This is a genomic window from uncultured Ruminococcus sp., assembly GCF_947301925.1.
Classification (GTDB): domain Bacteria; phylum Bacillota; class Clostridia; order Oscillospirales; family Ruminococcaceae; genus Ruminococcus.
In genome coordinates this window covers 25,079-40,847 of record NZ_CAMYUE010000002.1, presented here as the reverse complement: position 1 = coordinate 40,847, position 15,769 = coordinate 25,079, and the positions used below count along the sequence as shown (strand labels likewise).

Genomic DNA, 15,769 nt, shown 5'->3' with positions numbered 1-15,769 from the left:
AATATTCATTTTACACATATGTACCTGCATAACAAACACCTCCATGAATACATACCAGTTTACTATGTTTATATTATACTATAATTTACATACTTTGTCAATAGGATTTCTGTGCGTTAGCTATTGACTTTTGCTCTTATGGATTATATAATCATATTATAACTATAAAATTACTATGATTACAGGTGATATAAATGCTGAATCAGTTTTCAAGGACGCAGCTTCTTTACGGTGAAGAAGCAATAAAAAAGCTCTCGGAGTCGAGAGTTGCCGTATTCGGTATAGGCGGTGTGGGCGGATACGTCTGCGAAGCTCTGGTGCGCAGCGGCGTTGGACATTTTGACCTTATCGACGATGACAAGGTCTGCCTGACCAATCTGAACCGTCAGATAATAGCCACACGAAAAACAGTGGGCAAATACAAGGCGGAGGTCATGGCTGAACGTATGAAGGAGATAAATCCCGATGCGGATATCCGCATACATAAGTGCTTTTTCCTGCCTGAAAATGCCGATGATTTTCAGTTCGATGAATATGATTACGTTGTTGACGCAGTCGATACCGTAACTGCAAAGCTGGAGCTGATAATGCGCTCACAAAGCCTGGGAGTGCCGATAATCAGCGCAATGGGCGCAGGCAATAAGACTGATGCGGGACGGCTGAAAATAGCAGATATCTATGATACACGGGTCTGTCCTCTTGCCCGTGTCATGCGCCATGAGCTGAGAAAGCGGGGCGTGAAAAAGCTTAAAGTAGTTTACTCTGACGAGCAGCCCATAAGGCCTATGGAAGATATGTCCATAAGCTGCCGCACTCATTGTATCTGCCCTCCGGGGGCTCAGCACAAATGTACGGAACGCCGCGATATCCCCGGCAGTACGGCTTTTGTGCCTGCGGTGGCAGGACTGCTCATAGCAGGGGAGATCGTAAATGATCTGACTTCATCAAAGTGAGCAAGCCTGCCGTTCCTCGTCAAAAAGTCCGGTTATTGTCGGATTATCGCCGCATATCGGACAGGTCGGTACTCTTTTCGGCAGCTTTACCTTGCGCCATTCCATTTTCAGCCCGTCGAATATCAGCATACTTCCGATAAGCAGTTCACCCTGACCTGTGATGTACTTCACAGCTTCAAGAGCCTGCATTGTACCGATTATCCCGGCCATAGCGCCGATGACTCCTGCTTCGCGGCAGCTTGGGACTGCGTCCTTAGGCGGCGGAGTTTCAAAAATGCAGCGGTAGCAAGGACCTTTATCGGGGACATAGGTCATAAGCTGTCCCTCAAATCGCAGGATTCCTGCGTGACAAAAGGGCTTATGCCCAAGAACGCAGGCGTCGTTTATGAGAAATTTGGTGGGGAAGTTGTCCGCGCCGTCTATAATGAAGTCGTAGTCCGCTATCATATCCGCGATGTTCTTGCTGCTCACAAATTCGTGATAAGTTATAACATCAACATCGGGATTGAGGGCTTTTATGGTCTCGGCGGCGGACTGCACCTTTGGCTTGCCGATATCATCGGTTGTATGTATTATCTGCCTTTGCAGGTTTGAGAGCTCCACGCTGTCGCAGTCGGCAATGCCGATAGTTCCCACACCTGCGGCTGCAAGGTACATTGCGGCAGGGGCGCCGAGACCGCCTGCACCTATTATGAGCACCTTTGCTGCGAGGAGCTTCTTCTGTCCTCTCACGCCTATTTCTTTTAATGTGATATGTCTCGAATAGCGTTCGAGCTGTTGGTCTGTCAAAGCCATTTTTGCCTCCCGAAAGGAAATTGATATGAAAAGTATAAATGCAGCGGAAATATCCGCTCTTGATACGGAAAAGGTGCTTCTTCTCGATATAAGAAGCCGCGATGAATTTGAAAATAACGGTATAAAAGGCTCGGTTAATGTTCCCTTTGACGAGATATCTGTGGGACTTTCAAAGCTGCCGAAGGACAAGCCTGTCTACGTCCTGTGCAGAACAGGCGACCTAAGCGAAGAAGTAGCCGAGATACTTGAAGACCGCGGATATGACGTATACAATATTGAGGGCGGTCATGCCGCATATACCGTAAGTCTGGCAGGGAACGGGCTGTAAGGGCCTCCTGTGTGTTTAATAAGTATAGCATATACACATCAGCTTTTCAAGGGCGTCGGATATAGCTTTTTTCTATAATCTGCAATGGATTTTTGGCATTGGACAGGCTCCTTTTCCTGTGATATAATAAAGTCACACCAAACGAAAGGAGCGGTGAAAATGAAAAACAGAATATCCTGTATGCATGGTATGCTCCGCTCTATCGTAAGGGGGACAGACCGAATGTGCAGCAAAGGACGATGTTGCATCGGTAAACAATTTTTAGCTGAAAGCATTTAGTGTATAACCTCCTAAAAAATACATTATAATGAAATAACAAAACAGCTTCTTCTGTAATGAAGAAGCTGTTTTTTTGTTATTTTTTCTTCAGGTATTCCTCGAAGGTGCCTGTTCCGCCGCCGCCCATAAAGGCGTAGTAGGCAAGTACCTTTGAAGCGTCCACCGCGTCTATATTGCCATTGCGGTTCACATCGCAGACCTCATAATCATGAGTTGTGGGAGAGCCTCCGCCAGTAGTCGAGAACTTAGCGTACATGGCAAGTATCCTCGACGCGTCGATAGCGTCTATATTGCCGTCGCTGTTAGCGTCGCCGAGACCGCCGCCTTCTATTTTGATATAGCCGTTTTCGATGCCCTTGTTGAAAACGTAGGTCATCATCTGTTTACCTTCATAATCCTGCCTCGAATTATAGAACAGATCGCTTGTTATGCCGTCATAATCATACCTTATACCTATGGGGTACAAGTCTCCTGCCTTTGCATTGTCGGGGAGCCTGAACTCCATGCTGAATATAACTCCGTCATACAGAATGTCATCTGCTGCGCTGGATGCCCATGAAATGCAGCCGTTATCGATCTGAGTTTCCAAACTGGAAAATTTGCCTTCTATGGCATAGCCTGCTTTCATCTTCGAGTTTTTCGACGAGCCTTGATTTACGGGAGTCAGTCTGGTATCGTAAATGACATGGAAGGCGAGCACCGACGCCTTTTTTGCCGCACCCTTTACATGGAATTTTACGGGCACGGTCTTGTTGCCGCTTATCAGACTTTTGGCTTCCGATGCGGAAAGAGTGAACTTATCGAACCACAGCCTGACATTTCCCTCATAATCATCGGGAGAAATAGGATCCGACATCCACTTTGTGGGCTGGATCCAGTATGAGCTGTCATAGGGGGATTCCTTGTTGTCCTGCTTGTTGCAGTAGTTATCGGCTGCGGTCTTGTTCTGTCCGATCACCGAAACATCAGCGCTTGTCTGTCCTGCAGCGGAAACGCTCTGAGGCATAAGGCATACAGTCATGGCCGCAGCTGCCGTAAATGCAAACAGCTTTCCTTTTTTCATATTACATCACTCCTATCTCCCTGTACAGGGCCGTTTATACTTACATTATATCATATCAGGCTGTTGCAAAAAATCCGCCTTTGCGACAAAAAAGACGTCTGTTTTTGCACATTTCTCACAAAAACTACGGAGAAAATTTATATTCACGGTATATCATTCAGTTATCCTCACGAAATGAGGTGACTGTTTTCAACTTTGCCATTATATCAGTTTGCACCATATAACAAAGTGTTAACATCGGTTATTTGTTTAAAAGGGAGAACTTTCAAATACTGTTTGACAATAGTGTTTGTTTATGCTAATATTAGTTTGTGCTAACAATGTACTTAATATCTCTATAAGAAGTCTCTGTATTACTTTTAGCCTTAATAGTACTATTATTATTTTGAAAGGAAGTTTTAAATGGCCAATTATTGTATGAAAATCATAGGTGCAGGTTACTCTGTACCCAAGCGTAAGGTTACAAGCGAGGAGCTCGAAACTATGATGGATTTTGAGAAATTCAATATCCGCAGAGGAATGTCAAAGCTTCTTAGCGGCGTAAATGAAAGAGGGTTTGCCGAGGATAACGAGGACTCCTCGGATTATGCCGTAAGAGCGGGCAAAATGGCAATCGAATCGTCGGGACTGGCGCCCGAGGATATTGATCTTCTGCTTTTCTGCTCTATCACATCCGATTTCCTTGAGCCTGCTACCGCAATGAAGATACGCGAGGATCTGGGCTGCTGCAATGCAAACTGCTATGACCTGAAAAATGCCTGCAACGCATTCCTTACAGGAGTGGAGATCGCTAATATGTACATAGAGACGGGGAGAGCAAAGAACATTCTTATATGCTCTGGAGAGATACTGAGCCGTTACCTTAGAATGAAGTATAACGATCCTCATGAGATAGCCAATGCTAACGCTACCTTCTCTCTCGGCGACGCAGGCGGTGCTATCGTTGTAACTGCCAGGGAGTGTTCAGACGATAAGGACAGACTCAAAAGCATATTCCGTACATCTTCCGAATTCTGGAACGACGGTATTCTCTGGGGTGGCGGAACTCATTATGCTCATCAGCCTGAAATGGCTTATTTCCAGAACGAATCCAGACAAATGATAAAAACGAATTTTGCCAAGGCTTCGGAATTCTATGCAAAGGCCATGAAGGAGTTCAATATCAACATCGACGATGTTGCGCTTTTTATCCCTCACCAGATCACAAAGTATCTCACTCTGAAGACCTGCGAGGTCCTCGGATTGCCCATTGACCGTACTGTTGACATAATTGGCGATCACGGTAATATTGGCTGCTCATCCATACCGCTTGCTATTGCAAAGAATATCGAATCCGGCAGGATAAAGCTCGGCAGCGGCCAGCAGATCGTGATCTTCGGATTCGGAAATGGTGTAAGCATGGCGCTTATGTCGCTTTATATCTGATACTGGAGGATCACCATGAAATTGATTACAGAAACAGAAGTTGTTGAGCTTATAAAAAAGACATTTCCTGATATCAATGATGTGCCTGCGACCATGTCGTTCACTCAGAGCGGACTGCTGACATCTCTTGATATCGTCACACTTATTTTTGAGATAGAAACGGAATTCGATGTTCATTTCGACCTTGAAGATCTGGATCTGAAGCTGTTCGATTCACCGATAATGATAGCGGATACTGTGAATAATATGAAAGGTGCAGCTTCTCTTACACTCAGGACGCTGTTCGATGAGATATGCAGCAAAGATGTTTCACAGCCTGCTGTTACGTTTGACGATGTTACATATAATTACAGTGACCTTACGGAACGTGTACACAGGCTTGCAGCGGGCTTCATCAACGAAGGAATAAAAAAAGGAACTCATACAGTGATAATTCTTGATAACTGTATGGAATACATTCTTTCTTATTTTGCGCTTTTCTATATCGGAGCAGTTCCTGTGCCGATAAATACCAGATGGAATCCTGCTGAAGCTGTTAAGGTAATCAAGGACAGCGGTGCAAGTTACTTTATCGCACGGGAGCATTCGGGCAAGCTTCGTTTTTCACAGCTGCGTGAAATGCTGGAAAATGACGGCGTCACTATTGACAGAGTGATCCTGTGCGATCCTGATGAGAGCGGAAGATCCGATTTTGACAGGATCGCTGTCGATGATACGGAAACAGTGCTTGACCCCCTCTCAGGCAGCGATATCGCCATGATATCCTATACTTCCGGTACTACAGGAACGCCTAAGGGCGTAATGCTGAGGCATTCGGATATAGCAAAGATCTCACTCTATACCCAGCAGATATGGACCGATGAAAACGATCAGCCTTTTTCCATTGCGCCGCTTTATTCCGCACAGGGATTCCTCAGTCTGCTCATTAATTTCGCTACAGGTTCTCGTTTCAAGATGATATCCAGCTTTAATACCAATGATATCCTTCGCGAGATATCCAAAAAGAACGAGACCATTTTCCATACACAGCCTACCATGTGGACAATGCTGCTGAACAGCAGAGCTATTAATTTTGCTGACTTCAGCGGACTCAACAAAATAGTTGTCTCGGGCTCGCTTTGCAGTCCCGAGCTTGCAAAGAGGATAGAAGAAAGACTTGGCTGTGATCTTCTGAACGCTTACGGACTTATTGAAGGCACCAGTGTAGTCACCATGACCCGTTACGGCGACAGTGAGGAAGTGCGCCGCAATACCGTAGGACGTCCTATCCCCGGAGTTGAGATAAAGATCGTTGATGAGAACAGAAAGCCTGTTCCTCACGGTGAGATCGGAGAACTTGCCATAAGAGGCTATGTAATGGCAGGCTATTATAACAATGAGGAAAAGACAGCCGAGATAACCGACGACGAGGGCTGGCTCTATACAGGTGATCTTGCAAGATACTATGACAAGGAGAATATCAGCATTGTAGGAAGATGCAAGGATATGGTCATAAGAGGCGGATATAATGTTTATCCCAGCGATATCGAGGAGGTTATCCTTCAGATACCCCAGGTTCAGACGGCTGCTGTTGTGGGAAGACCTCACGACGTTCTCGGAGAGGAGCTTATCGCATTTGTTGTTGTACGCGCAGGAGAGACTCTGAGCACCAATGATATAAACCGTTATGTATTCCAGCATCTTGCCAATTACAAGCTGCCGGATCATATTTACCTCATTAGCGATATGCCTGCTATACTTGCAGGAAAGATCGACAAGAAGGTGCTGTCTGAATGGGCTGTGAACGGTATACCAGAGGATAAGCAGATACTGTTTGCGGAATAAAAGGAGAAAGGATTTTTCGGAATGGATATTAGAGAAAAGCTGACGGGTTTTCTGTCTGAGCGCTACGGCTGGACAGATGAGGAAATAAAGGAGGCTGAGAGCTTTGAAGCTCTCGGTCTGGATTCTCTGAGTCTTTACTCACTTGTTACGGAATGCGAGGAAAAATTCGGAGTAAAGGTAGACACCGATGATATGACAGAGATAGATACCCCTGAAAAGTTCATAAACTATATTGCGGGGAAATAAAGAATGCGGCTTATAGATGTTGAAGCTAAGCTTGATGCTCTGTTCTTTGATGATATACTGGCGCAGAGAACCATTTCCATAGATATGTATCAGATCGGCAGCGAAATAGTCATAACGGCATGGCAGTGCAATATGGCAAGGCTTAAAACAACCGATCTGAAGCTTCCTACTGTGCTCAGATTTGTTCTGGACGATACGGGGATTGTTACCGACGCTGAACTGATGGAGAACTTCAAAGGCTCACAGGGCATCCCCTGTTCGCAGAGTTATCTGAACCGCATTCGTACAGCATAATCACCTGGAGTGCCGTTATGAAGAAAGTACCATAGCCGAACTTGCGCACGGACTGTCCGCTGATATCCCCGGTAATATCCTGCTGTACGAGAAAAACGGGCGCTTCACCAAAGGCAGGAAACAGGCGGTGGTGTCATACGGATACGGCGGTCATCTGCGGGCCATGCTTTTTGAAGCTGTCTGAATGCTTTGCATTCTGCGCAGTAAAACAATAACACAAGTATACTTTTGCTATTTATATCATGTAAGGAGAATGATAATGATAGAATTCAATTCAGTAAGCAAAATATATCATATGGGCGAAGAAGAGATAAAAGCAATTGATAACATAAGCTTTGAAATACCTGATGACAAGTTTACGGTAATTCTCGGCCCCTCGGGTTCGGGAAAATCCACCACTCTCAACCTGCTTGGAGGTATGGATACCGCAACTTCGGGTAAGATACTGCTCGACGGCGAAGATATAACAAAGCTCAGTGAAAAAGGTCTTCAGTTGATACCACAGCACAGGCAGATACCACCGAAGCATTGACCGCAGCAGCCGTCACCACAGAGGCTTCCGCTGTTGCTACTGAGGCGTCAGCCACCACCACAGCCGTTACGGTGCAGAAGATAGTAAAGGAATACCCTGCCGGGGATATAACTAAATATCCGCAGTATATCAAGGTGCTGAAGGATAATCTGTATACAGCTTCCAATTCCGTCAAATTCAAAGGTGCCCTCGACGTATCCGAAGTGGGATACGCTTTGTGTGATATCAATTCAGACAATACACCCGAGCTTGTGATACTGGCAGGCAGCCCTGACATATATACTATCCGCAGCGGAGACGCAGCGGAGCTTACGCCATTCTGGGGCGGAGCTCTTGTCAAGGGTATATTTGTTTATGAAAACGGTTACATCGGTATGACGAATATCTCAGGCAACGGTGAAGGAAGCACCACTTATTACAGATTTAACGGAACTGAAGGACTTGAAGCTGTTGTTGTCAATACCTTCAATCTTGATACAAAAGTATGGAACTATACAAATAACGGTCAGGCCATCACAAAGGAAGAATTTGAACAGATCACGGCTCAGTACGGAAAGGAAGTAGCCTTCTCTTCGACGCCTGTTACAGATATACCGGAGATAAAGACTCATGTTGACAAGAGTAAAACAGATAAATATACCAGCTATGACCCCAGCGCTGCGGGCAGTGATTTCTCGTTCAGTCAGGGTACCAGCGAATGCAGGATAAATATTGAGTCGGGCGAGCTGAATCTGAGAGCTGCTCCTTCAATGAGCGGCGAGGTCATCGTGCTTATGCCCAAGGGAGCTACCGTTTATGAGTACGGTCATAACCATGTATGGAGTTACATCAGTTACACCGCAGGCGGGACCACTTACTACGGCTATGCCAATAAGCAGTATCTTTCAAATACAAATGAAAGAGTGCAGGTAGTATCCTGCAACAGAAGGGGTACTATAAATGCTTCCAACGGTGAGGTCGCGGGATTTGCTTCTTCTTATGTAGTAGACGGAGGTCCGTCAAAGCTCATAAGAAAGACTCTGGATCATGGCTGGCATGTAACAGCCGTTAACTATTGCTACTCAAAGGGTATACTCTGGTACGAACTGTATGATACCGATGACAATGACTATTATGGCTGGGTAGACGCAAGCTTCATTAACTTCAATTAAAATGATCCCGGGGATCAGCATGAGCCAAAAACACTGTTCTGAGTAAATGAGCCGGAACAGGCCTCTTATAATGGAATAAATAACGCTCTCAGGCACACTGAGAGCGTTGTTTCCGTTATGCGTTTTTGGGGATATTGCCCTGCGAGAGAAGTCTACCCAAAGCACCTTGACTCTGATTGAACATGGAATGAGCCACCACCGCAGAAAATACGTTGTCCGTCATTTTCGTGAACCACATCAGGAATGTACCGAAGCACGTCAGCAGGAGCATTCTTCCGCCGCACATCATCAGAGAATCGGAAAGTGCGCCTTCGCCGTCAGGCCGGCCTGCCAGATCCATTGGAAGCTGCCATAAGCTCCACAAGATACCACCGGGCAGACAAGTGCCCATCGTACCGAACAGCAGCTCCATTTTCTGATTCATATATCCACGCCAGCCAGGCTTCTCGCCAAGCAGGCCTATTGACTGAACAGACGATAATGCTGCAAGCTAAAACCAGCTCTGTAATCGAGCTGGTTATTATTTATCATTATAATTGAATACAGTTAATATAATCAAAGCCTCACGAGGGAGGCTTTGATTATCATTCTATTCGGTTGACAGGATTTCACGACGCTGCTTAAAAAGCAAGCAACGCCAGCATGGTGCAGAACATCATCGTAAATACACAGAAACACGGCAGTTTTACTCTGTGGATATCATGTGGATCCTTTGGATTTATACGAAGCCTTATATCGTCGCCAACATGTTTTTCCCAGAGTGAAATAAGGTCCTTGTGCACATATCCTTTTTCATTGTAGCTGTATGACCAGTATAGTCGGTAATTGTCTTTATTGGAATAGCGTCTTAGCTTGACGACCTCTACATCGATACACTTGGCGTCAACTTTTGCTCTGCATCGCAGCAGCTTGACGATATTGTATATCAATGGCATGAGCACGATGATAATATAATATGCATTGGTGCATTTTTCGCTGAAATTTGGGATTATATCAAGCTTTGTCGTATCGGCTGTCCGGATCATCAGAAGAAAAAGTCCGAGCAGCGACGGTAGATTGAGTATTATTGCGGTATCGCGTTTTTTGTTCCATTTGAAACTAACAGACAGCAGAGCGAATCCGACGAATATGAGAGCTCCGAATGTTAAACCGAAAGCCTTGTCGCGCAGCTGGATTGCTGTTAATAATGAAGCCATTACCATTGTGATACCCAGAGCTCCTGTCCACAATACTTTTTTGGGTGGAGTGTCAGAGGAAAAGTTGGTGTCTGCGTCATATTTGGAAAACGATGCATTATTTCTCGCACGCTTTTGTGCCAGTTCGGTGCGTATTTTATCGACGGCGTAGCATACAGCAGGAACTCCTGCTGCGAGGATAAGTCCTGCTGCAGCTATGAGTCCTGCAAGCTCGCTGTTGGATTCATGGAAAAAGAAAGCCGAGCAGATAATAATAAATCCGATTATCATTGACACGGCTGTAATTATCATGATTTTTTTTGAAGAATTTGCTTTCTCTTCATTTTGCGGCGGTGTTGAATAAGCCATGTGCAAAAGTGAACGGTCGATATGAGCCGCATTTACCGCCCTGTTTACTTCGTTAAGCTGCTCGTCGGGCGTAAGCATAGCAAATTTTGCGTCGGTCATGAGGCCTTTTCTTGCTTCTCCATCACTTAGTTCCCGTATCAGCATATAAACAGTTCTGTGATCCATAGTTATTCCTTTCTTAATACGGCAGCTTCTCTATCAGCGGCGCTAACGCGTAAACTGCAATAAAAAGCCCCGCAACGATAAAACATATACTGATTATCGGCGATTTCCCACGGTATGTGTTATGCGGCGCGTTCGGATCTATTCGGAGCTCCGTGTGCTCACCGTATATGGGGCTTTTGTATGAAGCCATATCCTTGTGGATATAGACTGTTCCGTGATATGAATACTTCCATATGGCATGATAACGAGGACGGTGACTGCTGCGAATGTATCCGCCGCCTATGCTGAGTATATCAATACATTCGGCTTCTAAGGATTCAGTGCATTGAAAACGCTTTACAACCCTGAAAAAAACAGGAAAGAACAGAAGTATGATTGAGGAAGGAAGTAAAAATACCAGTCGGCTGAGTGTATCACTGTCAGTTATGGTAAGTGAAAAAAGGCTGTAGATAAGAATAAGAAAAGTACTCGCGCAGAGAAGCATAAACGAGACAGCTGCATTGTGGTTGCTGTTCTTTTTACAGCATAAATACATGAGCATGAAGCCGGTAAGGAAAAATATACTTGCAGCCAGTACTTTAGCTGTGCCATTGAAGAGATTTGTCATTAATAGTCCGATGATGAACAAAACACCTGCCGAAATGCCCATCAAAACAATGTGCGGAGCTGGCAAAGGTCTTGAAAAGTTGATATCGGCGTTCTCCTCGGCGTACATCTGCGCTTCTTTGTCGCGCTTGTGAGTAACGCTGTCAATTAAGTTTTTTTCTTTTATGCAGTAATATGCAGGAATGGCTCCTACCATGATAAGTCCTATCACAAAGAAAAAGTCCTGCAATGAGCCTTTGAAGAGAAAGCCGGTTGATATCAGCAGGACAAATCCGAGTATCATTGAGATAACAGGAAATTTCGGTATCCTTTCCGGATCGTAACCGGCAAATTCGGCATTACGCTGCATCTGCCATATCTGCATATTAAGAGTGGCTTTACGTGATGCAGATATGTCAAGAGCCTCGATAGTCTTTCGGGTTTCGTCGTATTTTCTCTCATTCGCAAGGGAAAATATTAATTCTAATTCGCTGTCCATAATATTGCTCCTATTTGATATCTTAAAATTACACTATAACGGCCATTATCTCCTAAAGGCGCTTACCGCCGATACCTTTGAACTTGCTGAGTTCAGCCTCAAGAGCAGGGAAGTCAATGGTTTTGCCCTTTTCTCCGGGAGGCTCATCTTCATACTGAAGAATGAACTTTGTAAGCTCCTCTCGGTTCATCTTCTTGATCTTTTTATAGGTATCTCTGTCAATAATCTCCCGATTTGCCGTATGTAGCTGGTTTTCGGTTCTCATATTTCCTATTATAGCATAATACCGATATAATGTAAATACATAAAACATAACCGCCCGTGATGGGTAGTTCACTATTACTGCTTGTTTAAATTCTGTTTACGCATCTCACGGTATATTACTCCTGCAAGAGCACTCATTATAGCGTTATACTTGTTCTTATCCCGGAAAAGAGACTCATAGCCTTCCTGTGACTCTGTAAGCTTTCCATTGCGGCTTCACCGAATGATGATGGGAAGATGCCCTCTGTAAAGATAACAAGATCTGTAGTACCGACAGACTGGGTGAAATTCGCACAGCTGTATGAGCAGTGGAAGTCTGGCGCTATTACAGCTGTATGGTTTCAAAAAGAAATGGGACTACAAGCCAATACATTCTATCGTCGGCTCAGAGATTATGAGAAAAAGTATACATAAATAAGAAGGAGCCGGGATAACCGGCTCAATTTATATTCCAATAACGTGTTCATTTTTTCTGAAATATTTCAAAAGTGAAAAAACGACTTATATGACACAGTTTTTCGGTATGTCAATAGACCGTAGTCTATTGGTATACTCATATACCATAGGGCAGAAATAATTGACACGTACAGTTTGTCGTGATATACTGATTAATGGTGATCAACTATGAATAAAAACCTAGATCTGTTCCTTACCTTTATGAAGATTGGAGCATTTACATTCGGTGGAGGATACGCTATGATACCGCTGATACAACGTGAGGTCTGCACGAATAAAAAATGGCTTGATGAAATAGAGATAAGCGATATTGTGGCAATTTCCGAATCGACACCCGGCCCGATAGCGATAAACGCAGCGACTTTTGTTGGTTATCGCACAAATGGTTTCATCGGAGCTTGTGTTGCTACGCTCGGCGTAGTTCTGCCGTCATTCCTTATCATATCGCTCATTTCTTTTATTCTGAATGAATTCAAGAGCTTCAAGGCTGTGCAGTATGCGTTCATGGGCATTCGTGCAGCCGTTCTTGCATTGATACTGAAAGCATTGTGGATGATGTTCAAATCAGCAAAGAAGAAAGTGATCTCTTACGTTATCATGGGTGCGGCGTTTATCCTTACAGCGTTTCTAAAGATAGATGCTGTATTTGTTATCATAGGCTGCGGTTTGTTCGGCTTGATTTGGTCGCTGCTGAACAGAAAGGAGCAGAGCCATGATACTGATTAAGTTGTTCCTGACCTTTCTGAAGATAGGAGCGTTCACCTTTGGCGGCGGTTATGCGATGATCGCTATGATACAGTATGAAGCTGAACGGCACAGCTGGCTTACACAGGCAGAGCTTGTTGACTTTGTAGCTCTCAGCGAAAGTACTCCTGGACCGCTTGCAGTCAATATGGCTACATTCGTAGGTATCAGGACAGGAGGTGTCCTTGGAGCTGTTATCGCAACACTTGGTATCGTACTTCCGTCTTTCATCATTATCCTTATCATTGCGAAGTGCTTTGAGAAGTTTAAAGACAGCAAAGCGGTCAAAGGCGTGATGTCTGGCTTAAAGCCTGCTGTTGTCGGAATGATCGGTACGGCATTTCTTTCGGTCGGCAGAACTGTGTTCTTCCCGAATGGATTGCAGTTAAGCTACTTTTCAGATGTATCATTCTGGATATTCCTCTGCTTATTCGCAGTTTCGGCTGTTCTTGCATTTAAGAAGATGAACCCGATAAAAATAATACTGCTTGCGGCAGTTGTCGGAGTCGGAGCAGGGTATGGGCTTGGATTATAACTGGCAACCGTATTTTTACTATAAAAAAGAAAAGGAGATATAAACATGACAGAAGTAAAGCTTGTTCCGTTGGAGACATCAGACCGTGAGCATTTTATTAAGGATAATCAGGAAGCCTTCAATTATGGTGCAATGGAGGAATTCGGCCTTCGGGACGCTCACTTTGAAGACAAAGACGACGAGCAGATCATTTCCAGCAAAACCATAGAAGCCTGCATTGATACGGGTGAAGCATACCGCATCATTGCTGACGGTAAAATTGTCGGTGGCGCAGTTATCAAAGTTTCAGGCACTCGCGGAGACCTTGAACTGCTTTTCATAAAGCCGGAAGTCCACAGCAAAGGTATCGGATATGCGGCATGGTGTGCGATAGAGAAACTGCATCCGGAGGTAACTGTCTGGGAGACATTCACTCCCTACTTTGAAACACGGAATATCCATTTCTACGTCAACCGCTGCGGATTCCATATCGTAGAATATCTCAACAAGCATCATCCGGGAGATTTCCCTGCGAATGAATTTGATAGCGATGATCCTCAGTTTCCTGCGGGAATGTTCAGGTTTGAAAAGCATATAAAATAAAAACATCATCGTACCACTAATACATTGATGGATGCTCTATCTATTCACTTCTCAATGCGGAACATCACACCTGATTTCTATGAGGAGATAGTCGATTTATTATAATAAGAAAACCAGCTCCGTGAGGAGCTGGCCTTTTTTTGTATCGTTATACTGTCTTTCGTCTTGTGCATTATTCCTCAGAAAAATCAGTATCAAGAGTAATCTGTAACTGATAATCGGGAAATGCTTTCTGAACATCAGAAACTATCGCCTGATATGTTTCTCTGCGGTTCGGGGCATCAAAGCTGACTACAACATCGAAGCGGATGTTGTTAGTCTCTCTTGTCAGATAAAAACCATGCATCTGCAAAACGTGTTCGTGTGAGAATACTATATCACGAACCTGCTGCTCAATGGCTTTTGCTTCATCGTCTTTGGTGTTGATCGAATACACGCCGATTGCGGTAAGAATGACCTGATGCTGGCTGTATACTTTCATTTGTATCTCACGAATAAGGCGGTCTAACTGATCTGCTGAATAGGTATCGGGAACTTCGATATGAACAGAACCGTTCCATGCATCCGGACCGTAGTTATTCAGCACGAGGTCATAAGCACCTTCAACGCCCTCAAACTCGGTAACTGTCTGCTTGATGCTCTTTGCAAGGTCGGGATCACTGCGTTCACCGAGTATCTGCGAGATCGTATCTTTCAGCATCTCAAAGCCAGATTTGATAATAACCAGTGAAATAATTGCACCAAGCCATGCTTCAAGTGACAGACCGAAGATCATGAATATCACGGCTGCTACAAGCGTAGAAGCAGAGATGATCGAATCAAGTGTTGCATCTTCGCCAGAATTTACGAGGGAATCGGAATTGACCTTTGTGCCTACGCTTTTCACATATCTGCCAAGCACGATCTTTACTACTACGGCAACTCCTACTATTACAAGTGAAACAACATTGTATTCGGGAGTCTGAGGCGATATGATCTTCTTGACCGATTCAATAAACGACGTAACACCTGCATACAATACGATGACAGATATAATCATCGCACTCAGGTATTCGATACGACCATAACCGAAAGGATGCTTTTTATCAGGTTCACGGCCTGCAAGCTTTGTACCGATTATCGTGATGAGCGAACTTCCGGCATCGGAAATGTTGTTGACCGCATCAAGAACTATGGCAATTGAGTGCGTCATAATACCGATCACAGCCTTGAACGCCGCAAGGAACACATTTGCTATGATTCCGATGATACTTGTTTTGACAATGGTCTTTTCTCTGGATGAATCGTTTACAGTTGATACTTCTGATAATTCATTACTCATAGGCATTCAGCCACCTTTTGCTAAGATTTTTATGCATGGCTGTTAAGCCTTATTGAACTTATCCTTGCCCTGCTTGCATCTTGGACATTTCCAGTCATCGGGCAAATCCTCAAATGCAACGCCGTCATGTTCAGCAGGATCATACACATATCCGCAGATGGAGCAGATATACTTGCCGCTTGCC

At 44.5% G+C, this 15,769-nt stretch carries 19 protein-coding genes; 11 read left to right on the top strand and 8 right to left on the bottom strand.

Annotated features, from left to right (window positions below; translation table 11 throughout):
• Positions 1-194 precede the first annotated feature (194 nt).
• Positions 195-953 carry a tRNA threonylcarbamoyladenosine dehydratase gene (locus Q0Y65_RS03650; protein WP_297957188.1) on the top strand — a complete coding sequence of 253 codons (759 nt, stop codon included), beginning with the start codon at positions 195-197 and terminating at the stop codon, positions 951-953.
• Here the strand turns inward: Q0Y65_RS03650 and moeB are convergent.
• Entirely contained in the window at positions 945-1,748 is an 804-nt protein-coding gene (gene moeB / locus Q0Y65_RS03645) for a molybdopterin-synthase adenylyltransferase MoeB (RefSeq protein WP_297957185.1), read from the bottom strand. The two genes, Q0Y65_RS03650 and moeB, sit on opposite strands and share 9 nt — an antisense overlap.
• A gap of 25 nt (positions 1,749-1,773) precedes the next feature.
• On the opposite strand from moeB, the gene Q0Y65_RS03640 reads away from it, so the two are divergent.
• On the top strand, positions 1,774-2,076 hold the full coding sequence (locus Q0Y65_RS03640) for a rhodanese-like domain-containing protein (RefSeq protein WP_297957182.1): 303 nt from the start codon (positions 1,774-1,776) through the stop codon (positions 2,074-2,076).
• Positions 2,077-2,431: 355 nt separating this feature from the next.
• On the opposite strand, the gene Q0Y65_RS03635 is transcribed toward Q0Y65_RS03640, so the two are convergent.
• On the bottom strand, positions 2,432-3,418 hold the full coding sequence (locus Q0Y65_RS03635) for a dockerin type I domain-containing protein (RefSeq protein WP_297957179.1): 987 nt from the start codon (positions 3,416-3,418) through the stop codon (positions 2,432-2,434).
• Between the two features lie 402 nt (positions 3,419-3,820).
• Between Q0Y65_RS03635 and Q0Y65_RS03630 the strand changes: the two genes are divergently transcribed.
• From Q0Y65_RS03630 to Q0Y65_RS03605, 6 genes are all read left to right on the top strand, one after another.
• On the top strand, positions 3,821-4,843 hold the full coding sequence (locus tag Q0Y65_RS03630; protein ID WP_297957176.1) for a 3-oxoacyl-ACP synthase III family protein: 1,023 nt from the start codon (positions 3,821-3,823) through the stop codon (positions 4,841-4,843).
• Positions 4,844-4,858: 15 nt separating this feature from the next.
• On the top strand, positions 4,859-6,667 hold the full coding sequence (locus Q0Y65_RS03625; RefSeq protein ID WP_297957173.1) for an AMP-binding protein: 1,809 nt from the start codon (positions 4,859-4,861) through the stop codon (positions 6,665-6,667).
• A gap of 21 nt (positions 6,668-6,688) precedes the next feature.
• On the top strand, positions 6,689-6,913 hold the full coding sequence (locus Q0Y65_RS03620) for an acyl carrier protein (RefSeq protein ID WP_297957170.1): 225 nt from the start codon (positions 6,689-6,691) through the stop codon (positions 6,911-6,913).
• A 3-nt stretch (positions 6,914-6,916) separates the two neighbouring features.
• Positions 6,917-7,207, top strand: a complete 291-nt coding sequence (locus Q0Y65_RS03615) for a hypothetical protein (RefSeq protein WP_297957168.1) — start codon at positions 6,917-6,919, stop codon at positions 7,205-7,207.
• Between the two features lie 259 nt (positions 7,208-7,466).
• The gene (locus tag Q0Y65_RS03610; RefSeq protein ID WP_297957165.1) at positions 7,467-7,739 is read left to right on the top strand and encodes an ATP-binding cassette domain-containing protein; all 273 of its coding nucleotides are present in this window, start codon (positions 7,467-7,469) and stop codon (positions 7,737-7,739) included.
• Positions 7,736-8,890 carry an SH3 domain-containing protein gene (locus Q0Y65_RS03605; RefSeq protein WP_297957162.1) on the top strand — a complete coding sequence of 385 codons (1,155 nt, stop codon included), beginning with the start codon at positions 7,736-7,738 and terminating at the stop codon, positions 8,888-8,890. Before Q0Y65_RS03610 ends, Q0Y65_RS03605 begins: the two co-directional genes overlap by 4 nt.
• 115 nt (positions 8,891-9,005) lie before the next feature.
• Here the strand turns inward: Q0Y65_RS03605 and Q0Y65_RS03600 are convergent, their stop codons facing one another.
• The 4 genes from Q0Y65_RS03600 to Q0Y65_RS03585 all read right to left on the bottom strand — a co-directional run bounded on the left by Q0Y65_RS03600 (position 9,006) and on the right by Q0Y65_RS03585 (position 11,948).
• Entirely contained in the window at positions 9,006-9,347 is a 342-nt protein-coding gene (locus Q0Y65_RS03600) for a CPBP family intramembrane glutamic endopeptidase (RefSeq protein ID WP_297958079.1), read from the bottom strand.
• Positions 9,348-9,510: 163 nt separating this feature from the next.
• Entirely contained in the window at positions 9,511-10,599 is a 1,089-nt protein-coding gene (locus Q0Y65_RS03595; RefSeq protein WP_297957159.1) for a hypothetical protein, read from the bottom strand.
• 13 nt (positions 10,600-10,612) lie between these two features.
• Positions 10,613-11,683 carry a hypothetical protein gene (locus tag Q0Y65_RS03590; RefSeq protein ID WP_297957156.1) on the bottom strand — a complete coding sequence of 357 codons (1,071 nt, stop codon included), beginning with the start codon at positions 11,681-11,683 and terminating at the stop codon, positions 10,613-10,615.
• Between the two features lie 52 nt (positions 11,684-11,735).
• Positions 11,736-11,948 (bottom strand): hypothetical protein, encoded by a 213-nt coding sequence (locus Q0Y65_RS03585; RefSeq protein WP_297957153.1) that lies wholly within the window; start codon positions 11,946-11,948, stop codon positions 11,736-11,738.
• A gap of 623 nt (positions 11,949-12,571) precedes the next feature.
• Between Q0Y65_RS03585 and Q0Y65_RS03580 the strand changes: the two genes are divergently transcribed.
• Genes Q0Y65_RS03580 through Q0Y65_RS03570 form a run of 3 tightly spaced genes read left to right on the top strand, consistent with a single transcriptional unit; the run spans position 12,572 to position 14,264 of the window.
• Positions 12,572-13,129 (top strand): chromate transporter, encoded by a 558-nt coding sequence (locus Q0Y65_RS03580; protein ID WP_297957150.1) that lies wholly within the window; start codon positions 12,572-12,574, stop codon positions 13,127-13,129.
• Entirely contained in the window at positions 13,116-13,682 is a 567-nt protein-coding gene (locus Q0Y65_RS03575; RefSeq protein WP_297957147.1) for a chromate transporter, read from the top strand. The genes Q0Y65_RS03580 and Q0Y65_RS03575 overlap by 14 nt, the downstream gene beginning before the upstream one ends.
• 45 nt (positions 13,683-13,727) lie before the next feature.
• Positions 13,728-14,264 (top strand): GNAT family N-acetyltransferase, encoded by a 537-nt coding sequence (locus Q0Y65_RS03570; protein ID WP_297957145.1) that lies wholly within the window; start codon positions 13,728-13,730, stop codon positions 14,262-14,264.
• A 172-nt stretch (positions 14,265-14,436) separates the two neighbouring features.
• Here the strand turns inward: Q0Y65_RS03570 and Q0Y65_RS03565 are convergent, their stop codons facing one another.
• Together Q0Y65_RS03565 and Q0Y65_RS03560 are read right to left on the bottom strand one after the other, a co-directional pair.
• The gene (locus Q0Y65_RS03565) at positions 14,437-15,585 is read right to left on the bottom strand and encodes a cation diffusion facilitator family transporter (RefSeq protein ID WP_363293504.1); all 1,149 of its coding nucleotides are present in this window, start codon (positions 15,583-15,585) and stop codon (positions 14,437-14,439) included.
• A gap of 42 nt (positions 15,586-15,627) precedes the next feature.
• Positions 15,628-15,753: a rubredoxin gene (locus tag Q0Y65_RS03560; protein WP_297958076.1), complete on the bottom strand. Its 126-nt coding sequence runs from the start codon at positions 15,751-15,753 to the stop codon at positions 15,628-15,630.
• Positions 15,754-15,769 lie beyond the last annotated feature (16 nt).